The organism is Streptomyces sp. NPDC053541, from assembly GCF_044544705.1.
Lineage (GTDB): Bacteria > Actinomycetota > Actinomycetes > Streptomycetales > Streptomycetaceae > Streptomyces.
The window spans coordinates 364803-391512 of the sequence record NZ_JBITXM010000002.1 but is presented as its reverse complement, the minus strand read 5'-3'; the positions used below and the strand labels follow the sequence as shown (position 1 = coordinate 391512).

Annotated in this window: 18 protein-coding genes; 6 read left to right on the top strand and 12 right to left on the bottom strand. The window is 71.6% G+C overall.

What is annotated here, in order from left to right:
• The first annotated feature begins 120 nt into the window (after window positions 1–120).
• From pta to pyk, 3 genes are all read left to right on the top strand, one after another.
• Entirely contained in the window at window positions 121–2202 is a 2082-nt protein-coding gene (gene pta / locus ACIGW2_RS05875; RefSeq protein ID WP_391652570.1) for a phosphate acetyltransferase, read from the top strand.
• Window positions 2199–3446: an acetate kinase gene (locus ACIGW2_RS05870; protein WP_399841350.1), complete on the top strand. Its 1248-nt coding sequence runs from the start codon at window positions 2199–2201 to the stop codon at window positions 3444–3446. Before pta ends, ACIGW2_RS05870 begins: the two co-directional genes overlap by 4 nt.
• An 82-nt stretch (window positions 3447–3528) precedes the next feature.
• A complete protein-coding gene (gene pyk, locus ACIGW2_RS05865) occupies window positions 3529–4959 on the top strand; it encodes a pyruvate kinase (protein WP_361579566.1) in 1431 nt (476 codons plus the stop codon).
• Window positions 4960–5072: 113 nt separating this feature from the next.
• Here pyk and ACIGW2_RS05860 read toward each other — a convergent pair whose 3' ends face one another.
• The 6 genes from ACIGW2_RS05860 to ACIGW2_RS05835 all read right to left on the bottom strand — a co-directional run bounded on the left by ACIGW2_RS05860 (window position 5073) and on the right by ACIGW2_RS05835 (window position 15245).
• On the bottom strand, window positions 5073–5678 hold the full coding sequence (locus ACIGW2_RS05860; protein WP_399841347.1) for a hypothetical protein: 606 nt from the start codon (window positions 5676–5678) through the stop codon (window positions 5073–5075).
• A gap of 12 nt (window positions 5679–5690) precedes the next feature.
• Window positions 5691–10415 (bottom strand): ricin-type beta-trefoil lectin domain protein, encoded by a 4725-nt coding sequence (locus ACIGW2_RS05855; protein WP_399841700.1) that lies wholly within the window; start codon window positions 10413–10415, stop codon window positions 5691–5693.
• A 598-nt stretch (window positions 10416–11013) separates the two neighbouring features.
• Window positions 11014–12315, bottom strand: coding sequence for a hypothetical protein (locus ACIGW2_RS05850; protein ID WP_399841344.1), 1302 nt, complete (start codon window positions 12313–12315; stop codon window positions 11014–11016).
• Entirely contained in the window at window positions 12305–12898 is a 594-nt protein-coding gene (locus ACIGW2_RS05845; protein ID WP_399841342.1) for a DUF6114 domain-containing protein, read from the bottom strand. The genes ACIGW2_RS05850 and ACIGW2_RS05845 overlap by 11 nt, the downstream gene beginning before the upstream one ends.
• Before the next feature lie 123 nt (window positions 12899–13021).
• The gene (locus ACIGW2_RS05840; protein ID WP_399841339.1) at window positions 13022–13690 is read right to left on the bottom strand and encodes a DUF6230 family protein; all 669 of its coding nucleotides are present in this window, start codon (window positions 13688–13690) and stop codon (window positions 13022–13024) included.
• A gap of 589 nt (window positions 13691–14279) precedes the next feature.
• Window positions 14280–15245 carry a tetratricopeptide repeat protein gene (locus ACIGW2_RS05835; protein WP_391652564.1) on the bottom strand — a complete coding sequence of 322 codons (966 nt, stop codon included), beginning with the start codon at window positions 15243–15245 and terminating at the stop codon, window positions 14280–14282.
• A gap of 259 nt (window positions 15246–15504) precedes the next feature.
• Here ACIGW2_RS05835 and ACIGW2_RS05830 point away from each other — a divergent pair, with 259 nt between their 5' ends.
• Window positions 15505–16134: a TetR/AcrR family transcriptional regulator gene (locus ACIGW2_RS05830; protein WP_361579557.1), complete on the top strand. Its 630-nt coding sequence runs from the start codon at window positions 15505–15507 to the stop codon at window positions 16132–16134.
• Window positions 16135–16234: 100 nt separating this feature from the next.
• Here ACIGW2_RS05830 and ACIGW2_RS05825 read toward each other — a convergent pair whose 3' ends face one another.
• The 4 genes from ACIGW2_RS05825 to ACIGW2_RS05810 all read right to left on the bottom strand — a co-directional run bounded on the left by ACIGW2_RS05825 (window position 16235) and on the right by ACIGW2_RS05810 (window position 20555).
• A complete protein-coding gene (locus ACIGW2_RS05825; protein WP_356068236.1) occupies window positions 16235–17935 on the bottom strand; it encodes a methylmalonyl-CoA mutase family protein in 1701 nt (566 codons plus the stop codon).
• 73 nt (window positions 17936–18008) lie between these two features.
• The gene (locus ACIGW2_RS05820) at window positions 18009–18341 is read right to left on the bottom strand and encodes a DUF3817 domain-containing protein (RefSeq protein WP_356068235.1); all 333 of its coding nucleotides are present in this window, start codon (window positions 18339–18341) and stop codon (window positions 18009–18011) included.
• A 55-nt stretch (window positions 18342–18396) separates the two neighbouring features.
• On the bottom strand, window positions 18397–18906 hold the full coding sequence (locus ACIGW2_RS05815) for a MarR family winged helix-turn-helix transcriptional regulator (protein ID WP_123455446.1): 510 nt from the start codon (window positions 18904–18906) through the stop codon (window positions 18397–18399).
• Between the two features lie 20 nt (window positions 18907–18926).
• Entirely contained in the window at window positions 18927–20555 is a 1629-nt protein-coding gene (locus tag ACIGW2_RS05810) for an MFS transporter (RefSeq protein WP_399841335.1), read from the bottom strand.
• A 128-nt stretch (window positions 20556–20683) separates the two neighbouring features.
• Between ACIGW2_RS05810 and ACIGW2_RS05805 the strand changes: the two genes are divergently transcribed.
• The gene (locus ACIGW2_RS05805) at window positions 20684–21685 is read left to right on the top strand and encodes a DUF5937 family protein (RefSeq protein ID WP_391652563.1); all 1002 of its coding nucleotides are present in this window, start codon (window positions 20684–20686) and stop codon (window positions 21683–21685) included.
• A 75-nt stretch (window positions 21686–21760) separates the two neighbouring features.
• Window positions 21761–22783 (top strand): glycoside hydrolase family 6 protein, encoded by a 1023-nt coding sequence (locus tag ACIGW2_RS05800; RefSeq protein ID WP_399841332.1) that lies wholly within the window; start codon window positions 21761–21763, stop codon window positions 22781–22783.
• A 3-nt stretch (window positions 22784–22786) separates the two neighbouring features.
• Here the strand turns inward: ACIGW2_RS05800 and ACIGW2_RS05795 are convergent, their stop codons facing one another.
• Window positions 22787–24772, bottom strand: coding sequence for a galactose oxidase-like domain-containing protein (locus tag ACIGW2_RS05795; protein ID WP_399841329.1), 1986 nt, complete (start codon window positions 24770–24772; stop codon window positions 22787–22789).
• 3 nt (window positions 24773–24775) lie between these two features.
• On the bottom strand, window positions 24776–26656 hold the full coding sequence (locus ACIGW2_RS05790) for a glycosyltransferase family 2 protein (protein ID WP_399841326.1): 1881 nt from the start codon (window positions 26654–26656) through the stop codon (window positions 24776–24778).
• Between the last annotated feature and the right edge of the window lie 54 nt (window positions 26657–26710).

Sequence of the window (26710 nt, the reverse complement as noted above, 5' to 3'; positions counted from 1 at the left end):
CCGGCGGGCGTCGTATCGAGCCGCGGGGGTATTGTCAAGAGGGCATTGCCGCTCTATCGGCGTTTTCCGGTCACCTCCGGTTGACAGGGCGCCACGGGAATTCGGACAGGAGACCACGGCGTGACGCGCAGCGTGTACGTGACCGGGATCGACCGCGGAGACGGCCGCCAGGTCGTCGAGCTGGGAGTCATGGAGCTCCTCACCCGCCAGGTGGACCGGGTGGGGGTGTTCCGGCCGCTGGTGCACGACGGCCCCGACCGCCTCTTCGAGCTGCTGCGCGCCCGCTACCGGCTGGCCCAGGACCCGGGCAGCGTGTACGGCATGGACTACCACGAGGCCTCCGCCCTGCAGGCCGAGCGGGGCACCGACGAGCTGGTGTCCCGGCTCGTGGACCGCTTCCACGCGGTGGCCCGCGACTACGAGGTGGTCCTGGTCCTCGGCACCGACTTCGCCGCCACCCAGCTCCCCGACGAGCTGGCGCTCAACGCGCGGCTCGCCAACGAGTTCGGCGCCTCCGTGATCCCGGTGGTCGGCGGCAAGGGCCAGACCGCGGAGTCGGTGCGCGCCGAGGCGCGCAACGCCTTCCGGGCGTACGACGGGCTGGGCTGCGACGTCCTGGCCATGGTCGTCAACCGGGTCGCGGGCGAGGACCGGGCCGCCCTGGCCGAGCGGCTGGGCGCGCGGCTGCCGGTCCCCTGCTACGTGCTGCCGGACGAGCCGGCGCTTGCCGCGCCCACGGTCGCCCAGATCACCCACGCGCTCGGCGCGAGCGTGGTCCTCGGCGACGACGCCGGGCTGGCCCGCGACGCTCTGGACTTCGTCTTCGGCGGCGCGATGCTGCCTAACTTCCTCAACGCGCTGACCCCAGGCTGTCTGGTGGTCACCCCCGGGGACCGGGCCGACCTGGTGATCGGCGCGCTCGCCGCGCACTCGGCCGGCACCCCGCCGATCGCGGGCGTGCTGCTCACCCTCAACGAGCGGCCCAGCGACGAGATCCTCACCCTGGCGGCCCGGCTCGCGCCCGGCACCCCGGTGATCTCGGTGCCGGGCAACAGCTTCCCCACCGCCGCCGAACTCTTCGCTCTGGAGGGCAAGCTGAACGCGGCGACCCCGCGCAAGGCGGAGACCGCGCTCGGCCTCTTCGAGCGGCACGTCGACACCGCGGACCTGCTGCGCCGGATCTCGGTGGCGCGCAGCGGCCGGGTCACGCCGATGATGTTCGAGCACGAGCTCCTGGAGCAGGCCCGGGCCGACCGGCGCCGGGTGGTGCTGCCCGAGGGCACCGAGGAGCGGGTGCTGCGCGCCGCGGACGTGCTGATCCGCCGCGACGTCTGCGACCTGACCCTGCTCGGCGACGTCGAGGCGATCCGCAAGAAGGCCGCCGACCTGAGCGTGGACCTCGGCGACACGCAGCTGATCGACCCGCAGACCTCGGAGCTGCGGGACTCCTTCGCGGAGAAGTACGCGCGGCTGCGCGCCCACAAGGGCGTCACGGTGGAGCTGGCGTACGACGTGGTCTCGGACGTGAACTATTTCGGCACCCTGATGGTCGAGGAGGGCCTGGCCGACGGCATGGTGTCGGGCTCGGTGCACTCCACGGCGGCGACGATCCGGCCGGCCTTCGAGATCATCAAGACCAAGCCGGAGGCGTCGATCGTCTCCTCGGTCTTCTTCATGTGCCTGGCCGACAAGGTGCTGGTGTACGGCGACTGCGCGGTCAACCCGGACCCGAACGCCGAGCAACTGGCCGACATCGCCGTGCAGTCGGCGGCCACCGCGGCCCGCTTCGGGGTGGAGCCGCGGATCGCGATGCTCTCGTACTCCACCGGCACCTCGGGCTCCGGCGCCGACGTCGACAAGGTGCGCGAGGCGACGAAGCTGGTCCGCGAGAGCCGGCCCGAGCTGCGGATCGAGGGGCCGATCCAGTACGACGCGGCGGTCGAGCCGTCCGTCGCGGCCACCAAGCTGCCGGGCTCGGAGGTGGCCGGCCAGGCCACCGTACTGATCTTCCCGGACCTCAACACCGGCAACAACACCTACAAGGCCGTGCAGCGTTCGGCCGGCGCGGTCGCCGTCGGGCCGGTCCTGCAGGGTCTGCGCAAGCCGGTGAACGACCTCTCGCGCGGCGCGCTCGTCAGCGACATCGTGAACACCGTCGCCATCACGGCGATCCAGTCCCAGGGTCAGGAGCCCACCGCATGACCACCCCCACCCGTGTTCTGGTCCTCAACTCCGGCTCCTCGTCGGTGAAGTACCAGCTGCTCGACATGCGCGACGACCGGCGTCTGGCGCAGGGTCTCGTCGAGCGGATCGGCGAGGAGACCTCGCGCCTGGTCCACACCCCGCTGCTCGCGGGCGGCGGCGGGAAGCGCGAGCGGACGGGGCCGATCGCCGACCACGCGGAGGCGCTGAAGCTGGTCTCCGAGGAGCTGGCGGCGGACGGGCTCGGCCTGGACTCCCCCGAACTGGCCGCGATCGGGCACCGGGTGGTGCACGGCGGGCTGCGCTTCACCGCGCCGACCGTGATCGACGACGCCGTGCTCGCCGAGATCGAGCGCCTGGTGCCGGTGGCCCCGCTGCACAACCCGGCCAACCTGGTCGGCATCCGTACGGCGACGGCGCTGCGCCCCGACCTTCCGCAGGTGGCCGTCTTCGACACCGCCTTCCACACGACGATGCCGGAGGCGGCGGCGCGCTACGCGATCGACGTGGAGACGGCGGACGCGCACCGGATCCGCCGCTACGGCTTCCACGGCACCTCGCACGCCTATGTGTCGCGGGAGACGGCGAGGCTGCTGGGCAAGGCGCCGGAGGAGGTGAACGTGATCGTGCTGCACCTGGGCAACGGGGCCTCCGCCTCGGCGGTGCGCGGCGGCCGGTGCGTGGACACCTCGATGGGGCTGACCCCGCTGGAGGGCCTGGTCATGGGCACCCGCTCCGGGGACGTCGACCCGGCGGTGACCTTCCACCTGATGCGGGTGGCGGGCATGTCGGCGGACGAGATCGACGTCCTGCTGAACAAGAGGTCCGGCCTCGTCGGGCTGTGCGGCGACAACGACATGCGGGAGATCCGGCGCCGGATCGACGAGGGCGACGAGCGCGCGGCGCTCGCCTTCGACGTCTACGTGCACCGGCTGAAGAAGTACATCGGCGCCTATTACGCGGTGCTCGGGCGGGTGGACGCGGTGGCGTTCACGGCCGGGGTCGGCGAGAACGCGGCGCCGGTGCGGGAGGCCGCCGTCGCCGGTCTGGAGGAGCTGGGCCTCGCGGTGGACGCCGGGCTGAACGCCGTACGGTCCGACGAGGCCCGGATCGTGTCGCCGGAGTACGCGCGGGTGGCGGTGGCCGTGGTGCCCACGGACGAGGAGCTGGAGATCGCCCGGCAGAGCTACGCGCTGGTGCGGGAGGGCTCGTCCGGGGCACACGAACAGGACACGGAGAAGTGAACGCCTGAGCGGCCCCCCGCCCATTTGTACTTTCCACCAGACGGAATATTCCGCAGTGAAACAAACCGATAGGATCCGCCGTATGCGCCGTTCCAAAATCGTCTGCACGCTGGGCCCCGCCGTCGACTCCTATGAGCAGCTGAAGGCTCTCATCGAGGCCGGCATGAACGTGGCCCGATTCAACATGAGCCACGGGACCCAGGCAGAGCACCAGGAGCGGTACGACCGTCTCCGCAGGGCAGCCGCGGACACCGGCCGCGCCGTCGGCGTGCTCGCCGACCTCCAGGGCCCCAAGATCCGTCTGGAGACCTTCGCCGAGGGTCCCGTCGAGCTGGTCCGCGGTGACGAGTTCACCATCACCACCGAGGACGTCCCCGGCGACAAGTCCATCTGCGGCACCACGTACAAGGGCCTGCCCGGCGACGTGTCCAAGGGTGACCAGGTCCTGATCAACGACGGCAACGTCGAGCTGCGGGTGGTCGAGGTCGAGGGCCCGCGGGTGAAGACGATCGTCGTCGAGGGCGGTGTCATCTCCGACCACAAGGGCATCAACCTGCCCGGCGCGGCGGTCAACGTCCCGGCCCTGTCCGAGAAGGACGTCGAGGACCTGCGCTTCGCGCTGCGGATGGGCTGCGACATGGTCGCGCTGTCCTTCGTCCGCGACGCCGCCGACGTCAAGGACGTCCACAAGGTGATGGACGAGGAGGGCCGCCGGGTCCCCGTCATCGCCAAGGTCGAGAAGCCGCAGGCCGTCGACAACATGGCGGAGGTCGTCGCCGCCTTCGACGCCGTCATGGTGGCCCGCGGCGACCTCGCCGTGGAGTACCCGCTGGAGCGCGTCCCGATGGTGCAGAAGCGCCTCGTCGAGATGTGCCGCCGCAACGCGAAGCCGGTCATCGTCGCCACCCAGATGATGGAGTCGATGATCACCAACTCGCGGCCGACCCGCGCCGAGGCGAGCGACGTCGCCAACGCGATCCTGGACGGCGCGGACGCGGTCATGCTGTCCGCCGAGTCCTCGGTCGGCGCCTACCCGATCGAGACCGTGAAGACGATGTCGAAGATCGTCGCCGCGGCCGAGGAGGAGCTGCTCTCCAAGGGCCTCCAGCCGCTGGTCCCGGGCAAGAAGCCGCGCACCCAGGGCGGCTCGGTGGCCCGCGCGGCCGCCGAGATCGCCGACTTCCTGGGCGGCAAGGCGCTGGTCGCCTTCACCCAGTCCGGCGACACGGCCCGCCGCCTCTCCCGCTACCGCGCGGCCCAGCCGATCCTGGCCTTCACCACGGACGAGGGCACCCGCAACCAGCTCACCCTGAGCTGGGGCGTGGAGTCCTTCCTGGTCCCCTTCGTGAACAACACCGACGCCATGGTCGACCTGGTCGACGCGGAGCTCCTGAAGCTCCAGCGCTACAACGCGGGCGACACCATGGTCATCACCGCCGGCTCGCCCCCCGGCGTCCCCGGCACCACGAACATGGTCCGCGTCCACCACCTGGGCGGCGCCGAGAACGCCTGACGGGCGGGTCAGTGACCGAACAGTGGGGTGGGAGCCGGCCTTGCCGGGTTCCCACCCCACTTTCGTTCACCCGGTGTCCAGCGGATCCGCGGACCCCTCCGATCGACGCCGATCTATTCGCTGTCGATCAGGAACCTGACGTTGTCCACCACGAACTCACCGTAGTGGAGGTCCGCTCCGATGGCCTCCAGCCTCGCGTAGCGCTCCGGGGTGAGCGACGTGACACGGTCCACCACCATGACACGCAGCAGCAGACGGAAAGCCAGCTCCGGAGCGCAGAGGCGGGCGCAGTCGATCAGTCCTGCCCTCACATCGGCCGCCAGGGACTGTGTCGCCTCGATCTCGGCGATCACCGCGTCCGAATGGCCCCAGCCGTCCTCCGTGTCCGCCGCCGAGAGCACCGGCACGTTCGCCATCGTCGACAGGCGGGCGTCACACAGCTCGACGACCTTCGCCGTCCACTCCGTGCCGGTCCCGATGAGCCGGCGGCTCGGCAAGTACTCCGCACCTGCGTCCCACAACACCTCCAGCGTGTTCGAGGGGAGCTTCTCGAGGAGCGCCACGGCATCGCGTCGGACGGCCACGACATCCTGTTCGGCCGGATGGGCGAGGTACTTGGCGACGAGGCCGGCAGCCGTGTCCGCGTCGAGGAGCCAGTCCTGATGGAACTGCGTCATGATCCACGACAGACCGAAGTCGAACTCACTGAATCGGTTCACCGCCTGTCACCCCTACACCGGATAGAAGGTCTGCACGTAGTAGCCACGAGGGTGCTTCGGTATTCCTGGGCCCTTGGGTGCCTTCACCAGCTTGATGAAGAAGCCGTTGCCCGCGTTCTCGGTGGCGCGATCACCCCAGTACACCTTGCCCAACGAGGAGTCCTTCGGGCCATACGTGCCGCTCCAGGTCAGCTCGGATCTCTTCGGGTCCCTCATCCACTTCGTGATCATGCCCGCCTTGTCGTTCAGTGCCTGGTCGAGAACCGCCTGGGCTGTCTTCTGGTCAACCCACACGGAGTTCGGTGTGGGCCTGCCGCGCGCAGCGGTCTTCTCGGCGGCGAGCTGCTTCGCCGCCTGTTCGTCGGGGCGCACGTGATGCTCGAGGGTGTGCGCCTGGCCCGGGAACTTCGCCTCGTCGAGATCGAGGTTGTTGCAGTTGTGGACCAGCACCGGGCTTGCGCCGGCGACCGCGTAGAAGGTGTGCAGGCCGGAAACCGTCAGGTCGTAGACCATCCGGGGGCCCTGCTCACGGTGGTCCAGCAGCCCGGCCACCGTATGGAGCGTTCCATCAGGTGCACGTAGGCGGTCCCCTGCACGAAGGTCATCGGCGTGGGTCCAGCCACGGCCGATGACGAACACGCGGTGTCCCGGTGTAGTCGTCAGCCGGTCGCCGCCGGTCAGCGTGATGTCCACCAGCTCAACGGCCGGGTGCTGGAACGTACGAGTGACCCGTTCGCCCTGAACACGACCGGTGACGGGATCGGTGGCCATGACCAGGTCGCCGATGTGCACGTCACGGATAGCCCTGCGGCTGCCGTCGGCCAGGACCACCTGGGTGCTGCCGGGGAAGCTGTTGGTGCGACAAGCCGTCCTGGCCTCCTCGTACACCTCCACCATCCGTTCGGCTTCGGCGACCGTGGCGGGGTTGACGCCCTCGATCGCCTTCAGCGCCGCGAGCGCGTCCCGGACCGCGATGCCTGTCCGCATGGAGGCGTCGATGGCCTTGAGCGCGTCAGTGGCGGCCTTGATGGCCTTGCCGCCGAACACCATGGTGCCGATGTCGAAAGCCGCCCAGCCACAGTCGCCCCAGCTGCCTCCGTCACCCTGTGAGACCAGGGCCGCGATCTTCTCGCCGCACCCGATGAAGTGGCCGATGAGAACGTCCACGGGGTCGATGCCCGCGTTGAACTCGGCCATGGTGATCGTGCGCACCACCGTCTTGCTCTGGATCTTGTCCCCCTGCTGCGTGCCGAGGAACAGAGTCGCCGATGCCGGGCATCCGGCCTGGGTGGCCGGAACGTCCGGTTCGGTGCACAGATAGATGTCGAGATCGACCCTGAAGTGGATGGTGGCGGTTATCTTGCAGTCGCCGACGTGGTAGATCGGGTTGCAGTTGTCCTTCGTGACATCCGTCGGGTCCCCGACGGTGACGACCCGGGTGACGTAGAAGAGACCCCCGATACCGTCGGTGCCCTCCGTGATCACCTGATTCTTCCGTGCGTTCTCCGCCCGCTCGGCCGCCTCCTGCGCCTCCTTCGCGTACTTCTGGGCGTCCTTCGCGGCCTGTTCGGCCTCGGTCGCCGCGGCGTCGGCGCGGTTCGCCGCCGCGCGGGCGTCCTTGGCGGCCTGTTCGGCACGGGTCGCGGCCTGGCGGGCGCCTTCGGCGTCGAGGGCGGCCTGGTCGGCCGATTCACGGGCGCTGCGGGCGTGGCCCTCGGCGCGGCTGGCGGCCTTGTCGGCGGCCGCGGCGTCGGCGGCTGCCTGCCTGTCGTACTCCGTCGTGCGGGCGAGTGACGCGGCGGCCTTGGCGGCCGCGGTGGCGGCGTCGGCGGCGTAGCCGAGGGCCTCCTTGGCGTAGCCGCGGGCGTCCGCCGCGTATCCGGCCGCGTTGGCGGCATGTTGGTACGCCTGCTTGGCGTCGCCGGCCGCCGCGTCCGCGAGGGCCTTGGCAGCGGCCGCCTCCTCCTTTGCGTTCTTGGCGTGGGCGTCAGCGACGGCCTTCTGCTGCTCGGCGATCGTCTTCGACGCCTGGCCCGTCAGGACCACCAGGGGGGCGGTGGAGTCCGTGGTGACGTACGGGGAACCGAGCTGGATCGCGTCGTTGGCGGGCTTGGCGACCTGTGCCGCGGAGGCTCCGGCGTCGACCGCGGCCTGGGCGGTGACGTGGGCGAAGCCGACGGCCTTCGCCGCCGCCGCGCGCGCGTTCGCAGCCTCCTTGCCCGCGGTTTCCGCCTGTTTTTTGGCGTCCTTCGCCTTGACCTCGGCCTCGTCGGCCAGTTTGACCGCGGTCCTGGCCTCCACGGCGGCATCCTGGCTCGCGACGATGGCGTCGGCCGCGGCGCTGGTCGCGGTCCGCAGGGCGGCGTCGGCCTTCAGCTTGGCCGCCTGGGCACCGTCCGCGTCGGCGCGGGCGCGCTTGGCTGCCGCCTCGGCCCGGGTGGCCGCGGCGTCCGCCGCCGCTGCCGCCTCGGTGGCCAGGTCGGCCTCGCCGCGCGCCTTGCGGGCCGCGGCCTCGGCGGAGTCGGCGTGTGCCGACGCCTGGTCCGCGGCCTCGCGGGACTCCTTGGCGTTGCTGTCGGACTCGTGCGCCTGGGCGTACGCCTCCTTCGCGGCGGCCTTCGCAGCGGCCGCGTCGGCCCGCTGCTCGGCCTCCCAGGCGTCGTCCCGCTTCGCCTTGGCCTTGTCGCGGGCCTTGACCGCGGCGTTCTTCTTCTCGACCGCGGTGGCCTCTGATGCCTCGGCTGCCTGCTTGGCCTCCTCCGCCTTGTTGGCCTGGGTCTCCGCGTTGGTCTTGTGCTGAGCGGCCTCGGCCTGCTTGACGGCGGCGGTCTCCTTCTCCGCCTTGGCCGTGGCTTCCTCAGCCTCGGCGGCGAGCCGCTTGGCGTGTGCGTCGGCGGCGGCGGCCTTGGCGTCGCCCTCGGCCTTCAGGGCTTGGGTGAGCTTGGCCTCCGCGGTCTCCTTGTCCGCCTTCGCCTTGTCCCGGTGCAGCCTGGCCGCGTCGGCGGCTGCCTTCGCCTGCTGCTCGGCCGCCCGAGCGGCTTCCTTGCGAAACTCCGCCTTCGACTGCGCGGCCTGGGCGAGCGCCCGCTGGGTGATGGTCTCGCTGTCGCCGGCGGCCGCCCGGGTGGCGGCCTCGGCGGTCTCGCCGGCCTTCACCATCGCGTCGAGCGCGGCGGCGGCACCCTTGGTGACCTGCGCCTTCTGCAGGCCGACCAGCAGGCCACGCCCCCGCGGCGCGCCGTTCTTGTCGGCGATGGCGTAGGCGGCCTGGAGTGCGACGTCGGAAGCGGCGGCGGCGTTCTTCGCCGCCGTGGCCTGCGCCTTGAGCAGGGCGAGCTGCTTCTTCGCGCCCGCACGGGCGTCCGTGATGCCCTTCGCCGCCTGGTCGAAGTCGGCCTTCTCCGGGTACGAGAGGCTGTCGGTACCCTTGTGCCCGGACGGCTTGATGTCGAACTGCTGGGGACCAGTGGCGTTGCAGTCCCAGAGCACCGCGTCCTTGCCGAGGTCGTACGCCGGGAAGTTCACGCACTTGCCCGTGCCGATGCTCTTCAGCGGAGTGGTGGCCCGGGGTGTGTAGTCCCACATCTGCGCCGGTGTGCTGTTGCACGTGACGATCTGGATCTTCGTCCCGTTTGCAGCGTTGTTGCCGTTGACGTCCAGGCACTTGTAGGAGTTGACGTTGCGGAGTTGCAGGCCCCCGTTGCCGGGTTCGAGCAGCCACTGCTGTGCCGCCGAGCCGTTGCAGGTGTAGACCTGGACCGGGGTGCCGTTGTTCTTGCCGCCGCCCTGGACGTCCAGGCACTTGCCCTTCGCCGCGTGCAGTTCAATGGCGCTGCTGGAGTCGCCGATCCAGCCGACGCCGCCCGGGGTCCAGTAGTCCTGCCAGCGGGTGAGATGGTCGGCCACCCACGAGTGGCCCAGCATCTGCCCCAGCGCCTCGGCGCCGGCGGCGAGTGCCTTGGTGGCCTCCGTGCCGGCGTTCACGACCTGGTTGCGCTGGACGGACTGGGAGGCGATCTCCTGCTGCCATTCGGCGGCGGCCGTGTCGGAGACCGGGCCGCGCACCTTGTTGGGATCGATGGGGTCACGCCATGCACAGGTCGAGAAACGGGTCTTCATGTCCTCGACCGCGATGCGGAATTCCGCCGTGCCTGGTTCGGGTGCGGTGCGGGGGAAGCCGCCGGAGGCGAGGAACAACCGGGCGTTGTCAGCACCCATGGGCTCTGGCAGGCCTTGTGTCAGCCACTTGAACCCGTCGTTCTCCGAGACGTCGCGCGACCAGTCGGTGCTCGTGCTCGAATCCGGGTCCTTGCCGTAGAGCGGGGTGCCCAGGTCGATAACCGCCTTGCGGGTCTCCTCATCGGCCTCGGGCGTGGCGTCCTGGTAGAAGTCGCTCTCGTTCTTCCAGAACCGGTCGGCGACCCACCGGCTCAGGCCCGTTTGACTGTAGAAGCTCTGGCCTCCCCCGGTGCCGGGGGGCCAGTGGAACTCCGTGTCGCCCATACCGCCCGGGGCAGGCAGGCCCTCGACCGGCGCCTTCCAGCCCTCCTGGAGGGCGTTGATGGCGGCCAACTTCTTGTCCGCGTCCGCCCTGTCCTTCGCGAACGCCTGCGAGAGTGGTGTGTCCTGCCAGTGCTGCCGGTCGGCGAGCACGCGGAGCCTGTCAGCAGGCTGGTTGAGCCCGTCCTGCGCCGTGGCGGCCATGGCCGGCCCGCCGAGCCGCAGCACGTCGGCCATCAGGCACTGGTCCTGCCGCAACAGTTCGGCGGGGGTCTCGTCGTACCAGTCGTAGTCGTAACCGACCGGCTCGGCCCTCGAGTCGAAGGCCTCGGGCCGGACGGCGAGGCCGCTGAGGAGCGCAAGGGCGGCGATGGACGTGATGAGCGGGGTGAGGATCCGGGCGGTGCCGGATCGTGGATCGAACAACCCTGGTCTGAGACGCAAGGGGGTGTCCCTTTCTCCGTTCGGGGGGGGTGCAGGCTGGGGAGCCGTCCGGGAGAACACGGGAAACCGAGTCGTTGTCCAGGTCAGACGTCGGGGCAGCGCGCGGAACGCGGGCGTTGCCGACGGATGTCGAGTGCCGATACGACGGCACGACGAAAGAACCCCTCCCCCGTGGTCGGCGGCAACGCTCCCCCAGCCGCCTGATGGACGTACATGCAGGGGCACTTGGTCGGAGCGCGCCCGCACGCAACACACCTTAGGCATCTCGTGGGGGACCGTGGCAAGGGATTTCGGGGGCGAAACGGCTGTGGGCAGTACCTCTGGCGAGATACTGCCCACAGCGTGGTCCCGAACTGACGGACGGCCGGCCGTCCGGCCGTCCGGCCGTCCGTCAGTTCGGCTCGATCGTGTTGCGCAGGCCCGGGACCTTCAGGGTGCCGCCGAACTGGCCGGCCTGCTTCACCGTGCAGCTGGTGAAGACGGCCCACGGGACGTCGAGCGGCGGCGGGGACTGGGGGCTGAAGGTGACCGGGATGAGGCCGAAGAGGTTGCCCTTCAGCTCCTCCGTGTACATGGTCACCGTGCCGTTGCGGATCGTGGACTTCGAGCCCGGGTCCGAGCGGACGTGGCCCGTCATGCCGTCGGAGTGGACGGTCAGCTGGTGCAGGTTCCAGATGTCCACCTCGTCCGCGGTGAACTTCAGGACCTTCTTGATCTTGCCGCTGCCCGTCTTCACCTCGACGATGCCGTGGTACTTGAGGCCGCGCAGCTCCAGCGTGCTCGTCTCCAGGCGCCACGGCTCGTCCGGGAGCAGCGGCATGCCGGTCTCCAGCTCCGCCGCGGCGAGCGCCTCGGGGTCGGGTTCCGGGCAGGGGAAGCGGGGCTTGGCGCCGTCCGGGACGGCCTCGTCCTTGGTGGGTTCGAGGCCCTTGGCCGAGTCGTCCAGCTCCTCGGTGGTGGCGCCGGCCTTCTCGGCGGCGTCCTGGATGGCCGCCTTCGTGCGGTCCAGGGCCTCGTCCGTCCCGCCGGCCGCCTTGTCCCCGGTCGTGCCGGTCGTGCCGGTCGGCGCGGTCGGCGCCTTCGTCGGGGCGGCGGTCGCGGTGGGCGCCTTCGTCGGGGTGGCCGTCGCGGTGGGCGCGGGTGCCGGGGCCGTGGTCTTGTCCGGTCCGTCGAACAGGTCCTTGAGCGCGTCGCCCAGGCCCAGCGGGTCCAGCGGGTTGACCGACTTGGTCGCGGTGGGCGTCGGCGTCGGGGCCGGTGCCGCCGTGGTGCTCTTCGGTGCGGTGCCCGTGACGCCCGCCAGCGGCTGCGCGGTCGCGCCGGAGGTCGCGGTCGGCTTCGGCTCGGCGCTCGCGGAGGCGTCCGGAGCGGGCTCGCCGCTCGGCTGCGCGGTCGCGGTGGCGCTCGCGGTCGGCTTCGGGCTCTCGCTCGTCTCCGGCGTGGCGCTGGGCTCGGCCGTCGGCTCGTCCGAGCGGGTCACGCACGGGCCGGGCGCGAAGGGGATGTCCTTGGTGTCGTCGGCGAGGGCGAGCCGGGGTGCCAGGCCCATGCCCACGATGACCGCGGTGGGCATGGCCGCGAGGGCCATCGCCTTGCCGACCGGCGCGTGGAGCTTGTTCAGGAGGGACTTGCGGGGGGCCGCGTGGCGCGGTCCTCTCTCCGTCCCGGCCGACTGTGTTTCGTCACCCCGCACTGTTACTCCCGCCCTTGGCTTCGGTCGTGGTCTCGGCCACCGGGACCTCGGCACCCTGCTGGGGGATCAGCGGCTGCGTCGTACCGGTGGTGCCGTGGTGCTCGTGGTGCTCGCCCGGGGCGACCGGCGCCGCCTCGGTCTCGCCGGCCGCCGCGTCGGCCTCCGCGACGGCCTCCGCGTCGGTCTCCTCCACCGGCGGGGCCGGGGCCCACGACGCCGACATTCCGCCGCCGACGAGGGCGAACAGGAAGCCGATCACCAGTCCGCCGAAGTTCGACACGGGTATGGAGATGAGCCCGAGCACGATGGTCGCGACGCCCGCGAAGACGCGGACGGCGGGCTGGAACCACATGGTGAGTCCGAGCGTGATCAGCAGGACGCCGATGATCAGCGCGCCGGCTCCGGCCGTCGTCTGCATGGCGAGCGTCATGTTGCCGAGCCGCATGTCCCCGTACGGGAGATAGGCGATCGGTACGCCGCCGATCATGGTGAAGAGGCCCGCCCAGAAGGGCCGGGTCTGCCGCCAGACCTTGAACCGGTTCTGCTGGGGGACTCCGCGGGAAGCAGTGGACTCGGCGCTCATGGAAACAGCTCCCTGGAAGCGGTGTTGCTGAGATCGTGGTGAAAGGGGGCGCGACTGTCGCGGGTGGGGGCCGTACGGGACGGCCCCGCACCCGCGCGCGTCAGTCCCGGAGGGACGTCGGCATCAGTAGCACTCGACCGTGGAACCCTTGCCGCGGTGCAGCGACAGGTCGAGGTTCGGCAGCTTGAAGGTGGCGGCGGTGGTCGCCCACGCCCGCTGCTCGACGTTGGTGAGCTTCGCGTCCTCGGCCCGCTGGCCGAAGCCGAACGGGTTGGCCTTGGTGTTCGGCTGGATGCCGGGCTTGCCCGGGACCACCTGACCGTTGACCTTGTTGAGGTCGCCGGCCGCAACGCCGATGTCGATGTTGCCGAACTCGGCGTCGGCCTTCAGGTTGGCGACGTCGAGGTAGATGCCCTTCGCGTAGACGGGCTTCTGGTCCTCGGTGCCGGCCCGCAGCACCAGCGTGACGTCGCCGACGAACGGGACGTTCGGCGTCACGACGGACTGGCACATGTTGGTGATCCAGGCCTCGGAGAAGCCGGAGACCGCGACGGGCTCGGCGAAGTCCTTGCCGTCGAGGGTCTTGCCGGCGTCGACGCTGCCGTACTGGACGAAGTCCTTGCCGACAAGGCTCTTGGCCTTGACCTTGAAATCCTGGCCGGAAATGCTGAAGGACGCGGCGAGCGCGCCCTGGGCCAGGCCGACGCCGATCGCGGCCGTCGCGGCCACGCTCGGCACCATGACGACGGCGAACCGCTTCCATCTGGTCCCGCCACGAACCTGGGACTTCATGAGAATTCCTCCTTCTCGGACGTACATCTCCGGATGGGCCCAGGGCCCGTCCTGGGATGGGAGAAGTGCTACGTCCTCGGGAAGGAGAGCGCCGAGGGCTCAGGCGGCGCGACGCGCGTCCGAATCACCGGCGATCACCCCCGAGCGACAACCACTGGCCACGCGGTGCGCGGCCGGATTGGACAGGCCCTGCCGGTCAGAGCAGGAACCCCCCTGTCCATGACCGGCGACGTCGCCGCCGGCCCGCTCGGTGGGGACCCTCCGCCGCGTCAGTCGGCGGGGAGCCGGCTGGTGCGGTGTCGGACCGAGCGTCGCCGATCGTGGTCCATTACGGGCGCCCGCACAAGGGGGCTCGTTACTCGCTAGTAACGGCCTGATAACCACGCCACGACAGGCCGACACCGAACCGCCACACACGGTGCCACCGGGTGACCGGACAAGGGGTGCGGAAAGAGGAGGAATCCGGACGGATCGCCGGGTTCGATTTACTGGAAGTAACAGCGGCCGCGATTACCAAGTTTTGGTAAAGCGCGGCCGCCGAATGTCACTGTGTCGCCAAATCGTCCCCTTGCGGAAGGGGTACGAGGGCTCAGAACAGGGCGCTCGCCAGGGCCTGCCGGGCCGCCGTCACCCGCGGGTCGTCGGCACCGATCACCTCGAACAGCTCCAGGAGCCGGACCCGCGCCGCGTCCCGGTCCTCGCCGGCCGTGCGGCGCACGGTGTCCACCAGGCGCCCGAAGGCGTCCTGCACGTGACCGCCCACCAGGTCGAGGTCGGCGGCGGCGATCTGCGCGGCCACGTCGGCCGGGTTGTCCGCCGCGTCCTTGCGCACCTGCTGCGGGTCCACGCCCTGCACCCGGGAGAGGAGTTCGGCCTGGGCGAGCCCGAGCTTGGCCTCCGGGTGGCCGGGGTCGTCGGCGAGCACGTTCTTGTACGCCTGGACGGCGCCGGCCAGGTCGCCCGCGTCGAGCGCGGACATGGCCGCCTCCAGGAGCGCGTCGTACGGACCGGCGGGCGCGGCGGCGGCCTCGGCGCCGGTCGCGTCCGGGTCCACCTGGATGCCGGTGAGGCCGAAGCGCTCCTCGGCGACCTGGACCAGCTGGTCGAGGGTCTGGCGGATCTGCGCCTCGGGGGCGGCGCCCTGGAAGAGCGGCAGCGCCTGACCGGCGACCACCGCGAAAACGGCCGGAATTCCCTGGATGCCGAACTGCTGCATCAGCATCTGGTTGGCGTCGACGTCGACCTTGGCGAGCAGGAAGCGCCCGTTGTACTCGACGGCCAGGCGCTCCAGGAGGGGGCCGAGCTGCTTGCAGGGCTCGCACCACTCGGCCCAGAAGTCGATGACGACCGGGACCTCGGCGGACCGCTGGAGCACATCGCGCTCGAAGCCGGCCTCGTCGACGTCGATCACCAGGGCGGAAGGGGCGACGGCGGTCGTGCCGCCGTGCCGGGCGGCCTCGGCGCGCGCCGCCTCGGCCTTCGCCTTGGCCTCGCCGGCCGCCTTCACCGCGGCGAGGTCGACGACGCCGCTCATGGACATGTTTCGGGGCTGCATGGCTACATCCTCCCCCCTCCGCGCGCGTAACCGGTAAGCCGTGGCCGAACCGCGCCGTCCGGGGTGGGACGATGCGGTTCCGTGCGGGTGCTGCGCCGGGTCCCCACCCGGCGCGGTGGTTGTCGCTCAGGCCGCTCAAGCCTTTCGCTACGGGTCGTAGCGTAATGGCAGTGGGGCCGGTGCGGGGCGGGGACGGCGGTGAACTGGCTCACATCGCCTGCCTCTGGCGCAATACCTACTGACGGGTATGGTCGCGTTCATGTGTAGCCGTACCCGTTCCCGAAGCCGAACCGGACGCCCGCGCTCCGCGGAGGCCGACACGGCCATCCTGGAGGCGACCCGGGCGGCCCTCGTGGAACTGGGCTGGTCCAAGCTCTCCATGGGCGATGTCGCGACCCGCGCCGGCGTCGCCAAGACCACGCTCTACCGGCGGTGGGCCAACAAGAACGAACTCGTCGTGGACGCCGTCGCCGTCCTCTTCGACGAACTCGAACTGCCTGATCTGGGTTCCCTGCGCGCCGACATCGAAAACGTCGTCCTGCAGTTCGCCGCGCTCCTGGAGCGCCCCGAGACCAAGACCGCGCTGATGGCCGTGGTCGCCGAGTCCACCCGCGACGAGCCGCTGCGCGAGCGCATCCGCGCCTCCATCGTGGACCGCCAGAAGCGCCTGGTCCTTCAGGGCCGCCAGCGCGCCCAGGACCGCGGCGAGCTGCCCGCCGCCCGCGACCCGGAGACGGTGGCGGCCGGGGACGACCTGATCTTCGACGTGGTGGCCGGCGCCGTGGTGCACCGCGCCCTGGTGAGCGCCGAGCCCGTCGACCCCGCCTGGGTGCGGCGCCTGTCCGCGCTGCTGATCGGCGGCCTGGGAGCGGTGGACGAGGCCCCCTGAGGAAGCGGGCCGGACGCGCCGACGGACCGGACGACGCAGGGGCGGTACGGGAGTTCCCGTACCGCCCCTCGTACGCCCGACGGCGTGTTCCCGAGGTGTCCTAGAAGCCGGCCGGCTCCGTGTAGACGCCCCACTCCTCGCGGAGCACGTCGCAGATCTCGCCGAGCGTGGCCTCGGCCCGTACGGCGTCGAGCATCGGCGGGATCATGTTGTTGCCGTCCCGGGCGGCCGCCAGCATGGCGTCCAGGGCGGCGCGGACCGCGGCCTCGTCCCGGCGGCCCTTGCGCTCGCCGAGCACCCGGACCTGCTCCCACTCGACCTCGTGGCTGACCCGCAGGATCTCCAGGTCGCCGGTGACCGAGCCGTGGTGCACGTTGACGCCGACGACCCGCTTCTCGCCCTTCTCCAGGGCCTGCTGGTAGCGGAAGGCGGACTCGGCGATCTCGCCGGTGAACCAGCCGTCCTCGATGCCGCGCAGGATGCCGGAGGTGATCGGCCCGATCGGGTGCTTGCCGTCGGGGTGGGCGCGCAGACCGCGCTCCTTGATCTGCTCGAAGATCTTCTCGGCGTCGGCCTCGATGCGGTCGGTGAGCTGCTCGACGTACCAGGAACCGCCCAGCGGGTCGGCCACGTTGGCGACGCCGGTCTCCTCCATCAGCACCTGCTGGGTGCGCAGCGCGATCTCGGCGGCCTGCTCGCTGGGGAGCGCGAGGGTCTCGTCGAGGGCGTTGGTGTGCAGCGAGTTGGTGCCGCCGAGGACGGCCGCGAGGGCCTCGACCGCGGTGCGGACCACGTTGTTGTACGGCTGCTGGGCGGTGAGCGAGACGCCGGCGGTCTGGGTGTGGAAGCGGAGCCACTGCGCCTTGTCGGTCTTGGCGCCGTAGACCTCCTTCATCCAGCGGGCCCAGATCCGGCGCGCGGCGCGGAACTTGGCGATCTCCTCGAAGAAGTCGACGTGGGCGTCGAAGAAGAAGGAGAGGCCGGGCGCGAAGACGTCGACGTCGAGGCCGCGGGAGAGGCCGAGCTCCACGTAGCCGAAGCCGTCGGCGAGGGTGTAGGCGAGCTCCTGCGCGGCCGTGGCCCCGGCCTCGCGGATGTGGTAGCCGGAGACCGAGAGGGGCTTGTACGCGGGGATGTTCGCCGCGCAGTGCTCCATCAGGTCGCCGATCAGGCGCAGGTGCGGCTCCGGCGGGAAGAGCCACTCCTTCTGCGCGATGTACTCCTTGAAGATGTCGGTCTGCAGGGTGCCGTTGAGCACGCCCGGGTCGATGCCCTGGCGCTCGGCGGCGACCAGGTACATGCAGAAGACCGGGACGGCGGGGCCCGAGATCGTCATCGAGGTGGTGACGTCACCGAGCGGGATGTCCTTGAAGAGGACCTCCATGTCGGCGGCGGAGTCGATGGCGACGCCGCAGTGCCCGACCTCGCCGAGCGAGCGCGGGTCGTCGGAGTCGCGGCCCATCAGGGTCGGCATGTCGAAGGCGACCGAGAGCCCGCCGCCGCCTGCGGCCAGGATCATCTTGTAGCGCTCGTTGGTCTGCTCGGCGTTGCCGAAGCCGGCGAACTGGCGGATGGTCCAGGTGCGGCCGCGGTAGCCGGTCGGGTGCAGGCCGCGGGTGAAGGGGTACTCACCGGGCCAGCCGATGCGCTCGAAGCCCTCGTAGGCGTCGCCCGGCCGGGGCCCGTAGACCGGGTCGACCTCGTCCCCGGAGAGCGTGGTGAAGTCGGCGTCGCGCTTGCGGGCCTTGTCGTAACGGGCCTGCCAGCGACGGCGGCCTTCCTCGATGGCGTCTGCGTCCATGCTTCGAATTTACTAGGACGTCCTAGTAAATGTCGATGGCAAAGCCCGCGCCGTGTGGCGCGGGCTTCGGGTGTCAGGCCTTGGCGGTCGCCGGCTGCGCGCCGCTGACCAGCGGGAGCGTCTCCGCGACGATCTTGCGCTCGACGAAGAAGGCGGCCGTCGGAATGGTGCCGGAGACCAGCACCCACAGCAGCTTGCCGAACGGCCACTTGGCCTTGGAGCCCAGGTCGAAGGCGAAGACCAGGTAGATGATGTAGAGGACGCCGTGGAGCTGGGAGACCGCGAAGGTCAGGTCCTCGCCGACGCCGAAGCCGTACTTGGCGACCATGCACGCGCAGAGGATGAGCAGCATCACGGCGGTCACGTACGCCATGACGCGGTAGCGGGTCAGCACGCTGGATTTCATGGCTACGAGCGTAACCACCCGTTCCGGGCGATCTTCGCGGGGGCCCGGTTCCGGCTCAGCCCTCGTCGAAGTCGTGCGCCGCGACCCGCAGCGGGCGCAGCATGGCGAAGATCTCGGCGCACTCCTCGGCGTCGTACGCGCCGAGCCCGAAGTCCATCTCCATCAGGTCGCGGGTGGCGGCCTCGACCACCTCGCGGCCTTTCTCGGTGATCGAGGCGAGCGTGCCGCGCCCGTCGTTCGGGTTGGGCCGCTTGGCGACCAGACCGGACTTCACGAGCCGGTCGACGGTGTTGGTCACCGAGGTCGGGTGGACCATGAGCCGCTCGCCGATCTTCGACATCGGCAGCTCGCCGGCCTTGGAGAAGGTGAGCAGCACCAGCGCCTCGTAGCGCGCGAAGGTCAGCCCGTACGGCTTGACCACGGCGTCCACCTCGGCGAGCAGGATCTGGTGGGCGCGCATGATCGAGGTGATCGCGGCCATCGAGGGCACCGGGCCCCAGCGCTTCTGCCAGAGTTCGTCGGCGCGGGCGATGGGGTCGAAGGGGAGACTGAGCGGCTTCGGCACGCGTCGACCTTACCCACTGGTCATATGTCGGTCAGCCGCGTCTCGCCTTTCGGTCGGCTCGCCTTTCGACTCGCTCGGCCTTCGGCCCGCTCGGCCTTCGGTCGGCTCGGCTTCCGGCCTCCGGCTTGCGCTCGCCCCGGGGCCGTCGCCCTGACCTCACGGGCCAGCAGCGCCACACAGGCCGTGCCGAGGACCCCGGCGCCCGCGACCACGGTGTGCACGGGCGCGAACTCGGCGGCGAGCCCGGCCGCGGCCATGCCGAGGCCCTGGGAGGTCATCAGGCCGGCGCTCATCAGGGTCATCGCCCGGCCCCGCCGCTCCTCCGGGACGGCGGCGACGAACCAGGCGTCGAGCCCGAGGGTGTACGCGCCGGTGGCGCCGGCCAGGAAGAGCGCGGCCGCCGCGAGCGCGACGCCCGGCCCGGTCGCGTACACGAGGAAGGGCAGCAGGCCGGCCACGGCCAGCGGCAGCACGATCCGGGCCCGGGCGGCGGCGGAGAGCAGCGATCCGGCGAGCAGTTCGCCGAGCACGGTCCCGACCGGCAGCGCGCACATCAGGAGGCCGAGCGCGGCCGTGGAGGCGCCGGCCCCGTCGGCGAAGGGCGCGGCCAGCGCCTCGGGCACCACGGCGAACAGCGGCGGCACCCAGAACATCAGCAGCAGCGCCCGCGTCCGGCGGTCCCGCAGCACGCCCCAGGTGGCGCCCAGGCCCTCCCGGTGCCCGGCGCCGCGGGCCGGGCGGCGGGCGGTGCCGAGGCGCAGCAGCAGCGCGGAGCCCAGGAAGGTGCCGGCGGTGACGAGGAGCGCGCCGCGCGGGGGCACGGCGGTGAGCAGGACCCCGCCGGCGGCGAAGCCGGCGAGCAGCGCGCTCTGCGAGACGATCCGCAGCAGCGAGCGCCCCAGCACGAACAGCTCGCCCTCCCCCAGGATGTCGGCGAGGGTCGCCGTCCGGGCCCCCTGGAAGACGGGCGCCACGACGGCCAGGGCGCAGCGCAGCGCGAGCAGCCCGGCGACCGGCGTGAGCGGCACGGTCATCAGGCCGACGCAGCCGGCGCACAGCAGGTCGGCGCCGACCAGCAGCCGGCGCGGCGGGACCCGGTCGGCGAGCCCGGCGAGCAGGGTGCCGCCGAGGAGGTACGGCAGGAAGCCGAGCGCGAAGGTGAGCGAGGAGAGCAGCGGCGAGCGGGTGAGCTCGTAGACGAGCACGGTGAGCGCGAGTTCGCTGACGACGACGCCGAGCAGCGAGCACAGGTGCGCGGCGAAGACGAAGCGGAACTCGCGGACGGCGAGGACCGCACCGTATCCGGGACGGGGGGCGGGACTGGGGGCGGCGGCCGGCACGGGACCGGGAGCACCGGCGGGGACGCGCTCGGGCGCGGGGGCGGACACGGGCTCCGAGCCAGGCGCCGAAGCGGCCGCGAGGACCAGCTCGGGCGCGGCGGCGGACACGGGCTCCGAGCCAGGCGCCGAAGCGGCCGCGAGGACCAGCTCGGGCGCGGGGGCGGACACGGGCTCCGAGCCAGGCGCCGAAGCGGCCGCGAGGACGCGCTCGGGGCCCGGTGCGGGCTCCGGTCGGGGCCCGGACGGCGGCGCGGGGGCAGGGGTGGGCGCGGGCGCGCCGGTGCGCGCCCGGGTGTCGTTCGTGGGCATGACCGCAGCGTGCGGCCGGGCGGGCGCCGGGCCCTAGACTTTCGGCTCCAGCCGAAAGTCCCCTGCCGAGAGTCCCCTGCCGAAAGCCCGCCGCCCCGGACCCCGCCGGATCCGCCCCTGGAGGCCCCGTGCCGTACCACCTGCACTTCGGCGAGGCCGATCCGCTCCGCATCCGCTTCGCCATCTCGCCGCTCTGGGAGACCCAGTCCGCGGTGCGGGTGCTCGCGCGGCCTCGGCAGCAGAAGTACCACCTGCCGTGGCTGCGGCGGATCGCCCGGGCGGCGGGCGGGCTCGACCTGGCGCCGCTGCACCTGCTGATGCCGCGGCGCGGGCACAGCCCCGACTGCCTCTATCCGCCGCCGCTCACCCCGTCGGCGAGCTTCGCCGAGGAGATCGCCGCGGTGCGGGCCACGGCGCCGGAGGTCGCCGCCGCGGACTTCGCGCGGGCGCTCGCGGACACCCCGGGGGCCACCGGGAGCGCCGAGGGGCGGCGGATCCTGGCGGACCCGGCGGCCTCGCTGGCCCGGCTCGCGGACCTGCTCGAACGGGCCTGGGAGACGCTGGTCGAGCCGGAGTGGCCGCGGCTGCGGGCGCTCCTGGAGGCGGACGTGGCGTACCACTCGCGGCGGCTGGCCGAGGGCGGTCTGGAGCGGCTGCTCGACGAGCTGCACCCGGCCTTCGCCTGGTCGGAGGAGACGGCCACGCTGGTGGTCCACCACTACCGCGGCGAGCACGTGCGGGCGCTGGAGGGCCAGGGGCTCGTGCTGCTGCCGTCGGTGTTCATCTGGCCGGAGGTGGTGAGCGGCTTCGACCCGCCGTGGCAGCCCACCGTGGCGTATCCGGCGCGCGGGATCGGCGCGCTGTGGACGGAGCCGCGCGAGCGCACCCCGGAGGCGCTGGCCCGGCTGCTCGGCCGGGCGCGGGCGGACGTGCTGTGCGCCCTCGACGAGCCGGCCGGCACCTCGGCGCTCGCGCACCGCCTCGGCCTCGCGCCCTCCTCGGTCTCGGCGCACCTGTCGGTGCTGCGGGCGGCGGGGCTGCTGACCTCGCGGCGGTACGGGCACCAGGTGCTGTACGAGCGGACGGCGCTCGGGATCGCGCTCGCGGTGTCGCAGCCGGGCCCCGACTGACCGTTATGTCACGATGGTCCGGCCTGTCACGTGTCGTCGCCCTGTCACCGACCTGTCACCGACCCTGGGGGCCGGATGCTCCGCCGCCGTTGTGTCACCACCGCCGCCCTCGGCCTCGCCACCGCCCTCCTGCTGGCCGGGTGCGGCACGGGCGGGGACGGCCCGTCCTCCCCCGTCGGCCCGCCCGGGATGCGCGGCGAGGCGGCACCCCCGACCGGCGGCTCGCCCTTCTGGGTCGACCCGGAGAGCGACGCGGCCCGGCAGGTGCGGCAGTACGAGGCCCAGGGCCGCACGGAGGACGCCAAGGTGCTGCGGCGGATCTCCGAGCGTCCGGTGGCCGACTGGCCGGCCGGTGACGACCCGGTGCCGGACGTGACCCGGGCGGTGAAGGGCGCGGCGCCCGACGGGCGCACGGTGGTCTTCGTGGCGTACAACATCCCGCACCGCGACTGCGGGATGTACTCGGCCGGCGGGGCGCACGACGGGCAGGCCTACCGGAACTGGGTGGACGCCTTCGCCTCGGCGATCGGGGACGCGCCCGCGGTCGTCGTCCTGGAGCCGGACGCGGTGCCGCACGTCGTGGACGGCTGCACCCCGGCCGAGTACCACGAGGAGCGGCTCCAGCTGCTCTCCGAGGCGGTCGAGCGCTTCAAGCGGCAGCCGCGCACCCGGGTCTATCTGGACGCCGGCAACCCGGCCTGGATCGACGACCCGAACAAGCTGGTGGAGCCGCTGCGCCGGGCGGGCATCGCCCGGGCCGACGGCTTCGCGCTGAACGTCTCCAACTTCCAGACCAACGACGTCGTACGGGGCTTCGGCGCGGGTCTGTCCCGGCTGCTCGGCGGCGCCCACTTCACGGTGGACACCAGCCGCAACGGCGACGGCCCCCTCCCGGGGAACCGGGCGGAGGCCTGGTGCAATCCCCCGGGCCGGGCGCTCGGCGTGCCGCCGACGGACCGGACCGGGGACGAGCTGGTCGACGCCTATCTGTGGATCAAGCGGCCCGGCGACTCGGACGGCACCTGCCGGGGCGGCCCGGCCGCCGGGACCTGGTGGCCCGACTACGCGCTGGGCCTCGCGCGCCGGGCCAAGAGCTAGGCCTCAGGCCCCGGGCTCCTCGGCCGGCGGGCTCACCTGGATCCACTTGGCCTCGGACGGGATGCCGTCCTGGTCGGTGACGAAGAGCATGTACCAGCCGGGCGGGACCAGGGTGGGGTCCTTGGGGACCTCGACCGTGACGGTCACCCCGTCCGCGCCCTTCGTCAGGCCCAGCTCGATGGACCTCTGCTCGACGTCGGTGGTGTGGGTGACGGCGCTGGGCCGCATCAGCCGGGCGGTGGTGATCCGGGCCGCGTCCCGGGTCTTGAAGGTGGCCCGGCCGTTCTGGTCGAGCTCCTGCGGGCCCTCGCCGAGCACCGGCCGGTCGCCGCCGGCCCGGTGCAGCGCGGGCGGGGTGAAGACCTCGATGCGCTGCTCGAAGGTGCCGAGCTTGGTGTTGTCCTTGTTGGCGTAGAGCGGGTCGGAGCCGAAGGTGGCGACCCGGCCGTCGGGCAGCAGCAGCGCCTCGGAGTGGTAGTTGCGGCCGACGGTCGGCTCGGCGGCCTCGCGGAAGGCGTTGCTGCGGGGGTCGTAGAACTGCGCCTTGAGGATGTCGCTGCCGCTGGAGCCGCGGTACTGCTCGGAGCCGCCGCTGGTGAAGACGGTGTCGTCGGGCATGAGCACGCTGCTGAGGTAGCGGGTGCCCTGGGGCAGCGAGGGCCCGTCGGTGAAGACGGGGCTGTCCTTGGACAGGTCGACGACGGAGGTGCGGGCGGTGGAGTTGGGCGACTCGCCGACCCCGCCGCCGCCGAGCACCATGACCTTCTGGTCCTGGGCGGGCGGCAGCATCAGGGAGGCGGAGGTCTCCAGCTGGTCGGGGTCGGAGAGGCCGGGGAGCTTGGTGAAGGAGTTCTTCTCCAGGTCCCACAGGCCCGGTTCGCGGCCCTTGTCGGCGGGGCCGTAGCCGGCGTTGGAGCCGGTGTAGAGCAGCTTGCCGCCCTTGGTGAGGAAGAGCGCCGGGTAGGTGGGGAAGTAGCGGAAGGGGCCCTTGGACCACTTCTTGGTCTTCGGGTCGTAGATCTCGTTGTCGCCGGGGACGACGTCGCCGACGTCGTTGAGCCCGGAGACCGCGAGCACCCTGCCGTCCTGGAGGGTGACCAGGGTCGGGTACCAGCGGGCGTCCTTCATGGGCGCGACCGGGACGTACCGCTCGGCCTTCGGGTCGAACTCGTAGGCCGCCTTGATGCCCTGGAAGTCCTGCTTCTCGGTGGTGAGCTTCTGGGCGAGGCCGTAGACGTTGTCGGCGTCCTCGCCCTTGAGGCCGACCACCTCGTACTGCGCGGCCTCGGTGGTGAGCGCCTGCGGGCCCTCCTTGACGGCCTCGACGAAGACCCGCGCCTCGGCGGCGGTGACCTTGGTCTTCCAGGGCTTCATCTGGCCGCTCTTGAAGTACGAGATCTCGAACTCGCGCTTGGCCTTGGGCACGGTGACGTCGAACTTCGACACGTACTCGACGCCGGAGGGCGAGCGGAAGACGGTGCCCTTCCTGAGGGTGACGGCCTTGTCCGGGCTCTCGTTCTTCACCCGCATGCCGCCGCCGGCCTTCTTCACCTTGCCGTCGAGGATCTCGTAGCGGGCGGTGCCGCCGGCCACCAGGAGGCGCCCGTCGGGGAGCTGGGTGTGGCCGGAGCAGAAGAAGTCCTCCGGGGTGTCGATCTTCTTGAAGGTGTTCTTGACCGGGTCCCACAGGACGGTGTCGAAGGTGCCGGCGTCGAACTTCTGCTGGTTGTTGCCGGAGCCGGCGATGAGCAGCACCTTGCCGGTGTGCAGCAGGGCGGCGTGGATGGCGTTGACCTGGTACTGCTCGGGGACGTCGACCACGTCCCAGGAGCCGTACTTCTTCATGTAGCCGGGCTGGGCGATCTTGTACGCGTGGTACTTCTCGGTCGCGAAGGAGACGGCGGCCGGGGCGTTGAGGGCCGCGAGGACGAGGACGGCACCGCTGCCGAACAGGGTCTTCTTGAACTGCTTGGACGGCCGGTAGGCCATGGCTCAGTTCCCTCCGGTCGTCGTGGGGGCGGGAGCGGTGGTGGGGGCGGGTCCGGCCTTGGCCGGGGTGGAGACCAGGGCGAGGCCCTCGGCGGCGTCCGCGCGGCCGCGGGCGCGGGTCCTGGCCCTGGCCGCGGCGCGCACCCGCAGCCGGCGCTTCTCGCGGCGGCTGGTGAAGGCCCACACGGTGAGCGGGGCGAGCGCGATGACCAGGGCGAGCACGGCCCAGGTGCGCATGGCCGCGTGGGTGTGGCCGAAGTGCACGGAGGCGACGAGCGAGGCGACGAGGACGGCTGCCCAGAAGAGGTGGATCCGGAAGGTGAGGACCCGGTCGGGGCTGGCCTCGCCGCCCTTGGGGGTGACGACGAAGCGGCCGCGGGTGCGCAGCAGCGCGGAGCCCAGCGACTTGAGGTAGATCGGCGCGGAGATCGCGGACATCGCCATGCCGGCGAGGCCGCCGGAGCCCTCGGGTTCGTGCGGCGAGACGTTGTGGCGGCGGTTCCAGAGGTAGAGGCCGATCTGGAGGGCGACGGCGTCGCTGTAGATCATCAGCCAGACCGAGGAGGAGACCTGGGTGCCGGAGGCGCCGAGCCACAGGAAGAGGACGCAGGAGAGGATGCCGAGCAGCCAGTTGACGGCCGTCATCGGGTAGTAGACGAGCATCAGCGTGTAGTTGAGGAGCCGCCCGGGCGGGGTGCGGAAGGGTGCCTTCCAGTACTGCTTGAGGAGCGTCTCGTAGGTGCCGCGGGACCAGCGCAGCTGCTGGGTGAAGAAGTCGGTCCAGGAGGCCGGGCCCTCCCCCACCGCGAGCACGTCGGGGGTGTAGACGGAGCGCCAGAAGCGGCCGGTCAGCGGGTTCCTGCGGCGGTGCAGCTCGAAGCCGGTGGCCATGTCCTCGGTGATGGAGTCGTACAGGCCGCCGATCTGCTTCAGGGCGGAGATCCGCACGACGTTGTTGGTGCCGACGAACATGGGGGCGCGGTAGCGGTTGCCGGCCCGCTGGATGAGCGCGTGGAAGAGGAACTGCTGGGACTCCGCGGCCTTGGTGACGGCGGAGGTGTAGTTGCCGTAGACCTGCGGGCCGACGACGAAGGCGATGTCGGGGTCGCGGAAGTAGCCGAGCATCCGCTCCAGGAAGTTCGGCAGCGGCACGTGGTCGGTGTCGACGGAGGCGAAGAAGTCGTAGGCGTCGCCGTGCATCGCGAGCCAGGCGTTGTAGTTGCCGTGCTTGGTGCGGGCCTTGTGGGCGCCCTTGCGGCGGTTCCACTCGGGGACGCCGGCGCGGGTGAAGTGCCGGACGCCGAGCTCCTCGCAGAGCGCCTTGGCGTCGGCGTCGTCGCCCTCGTCGAGCAGCCACACGTCGAGCGGCCCGTCGTGCCGGAGCCGTACGGCGCCTTCGAGGGTGGCCCGGACCATGGAGAGGGGTTCCTTGCCGGGGACGTAGGTGGTGAGGAAGGCGACCCGGGTGCCGGGGGCGGGGTGGACGGGTATCGGGTCGCGGGCGACGAGGGTGGCGTGCGCGATCGAGGTGACGTTCACCAGCATGAAGAAGCAGATGAGCCCGATCGCGACGAGCATCACCGTGTCGTACGGCACCCGCCAGACGTCGTCGCCCTCGCGCACGGTCCAGTGGGTGGGCCAGACGAGGTAGGCCAGCAGCAGGGCCGAGAGCAGCGGGGCGAGGCCCATGAGGAGGACGGCTCGTATTCGGTGCGGCTCCTTCGAGAGCAGACTGCGGTACTGCACCTGGTAGGGCCCGTCCGCCCGATCCGGTTCCGTGAGGGGACCGGCGAGTCGGCTGTAGGTGTCGTAGTCGTAGCCTCCCGGCCGCACGGTGCCTCCAGCTGTCGTCGAACCTGTCGATAGCCCCACAAAAGGGGACATTCATCGGCGTGTCGACTGGAAGCGTCCGAGTGAGGGTTTTTCCGGAGGAGGGCC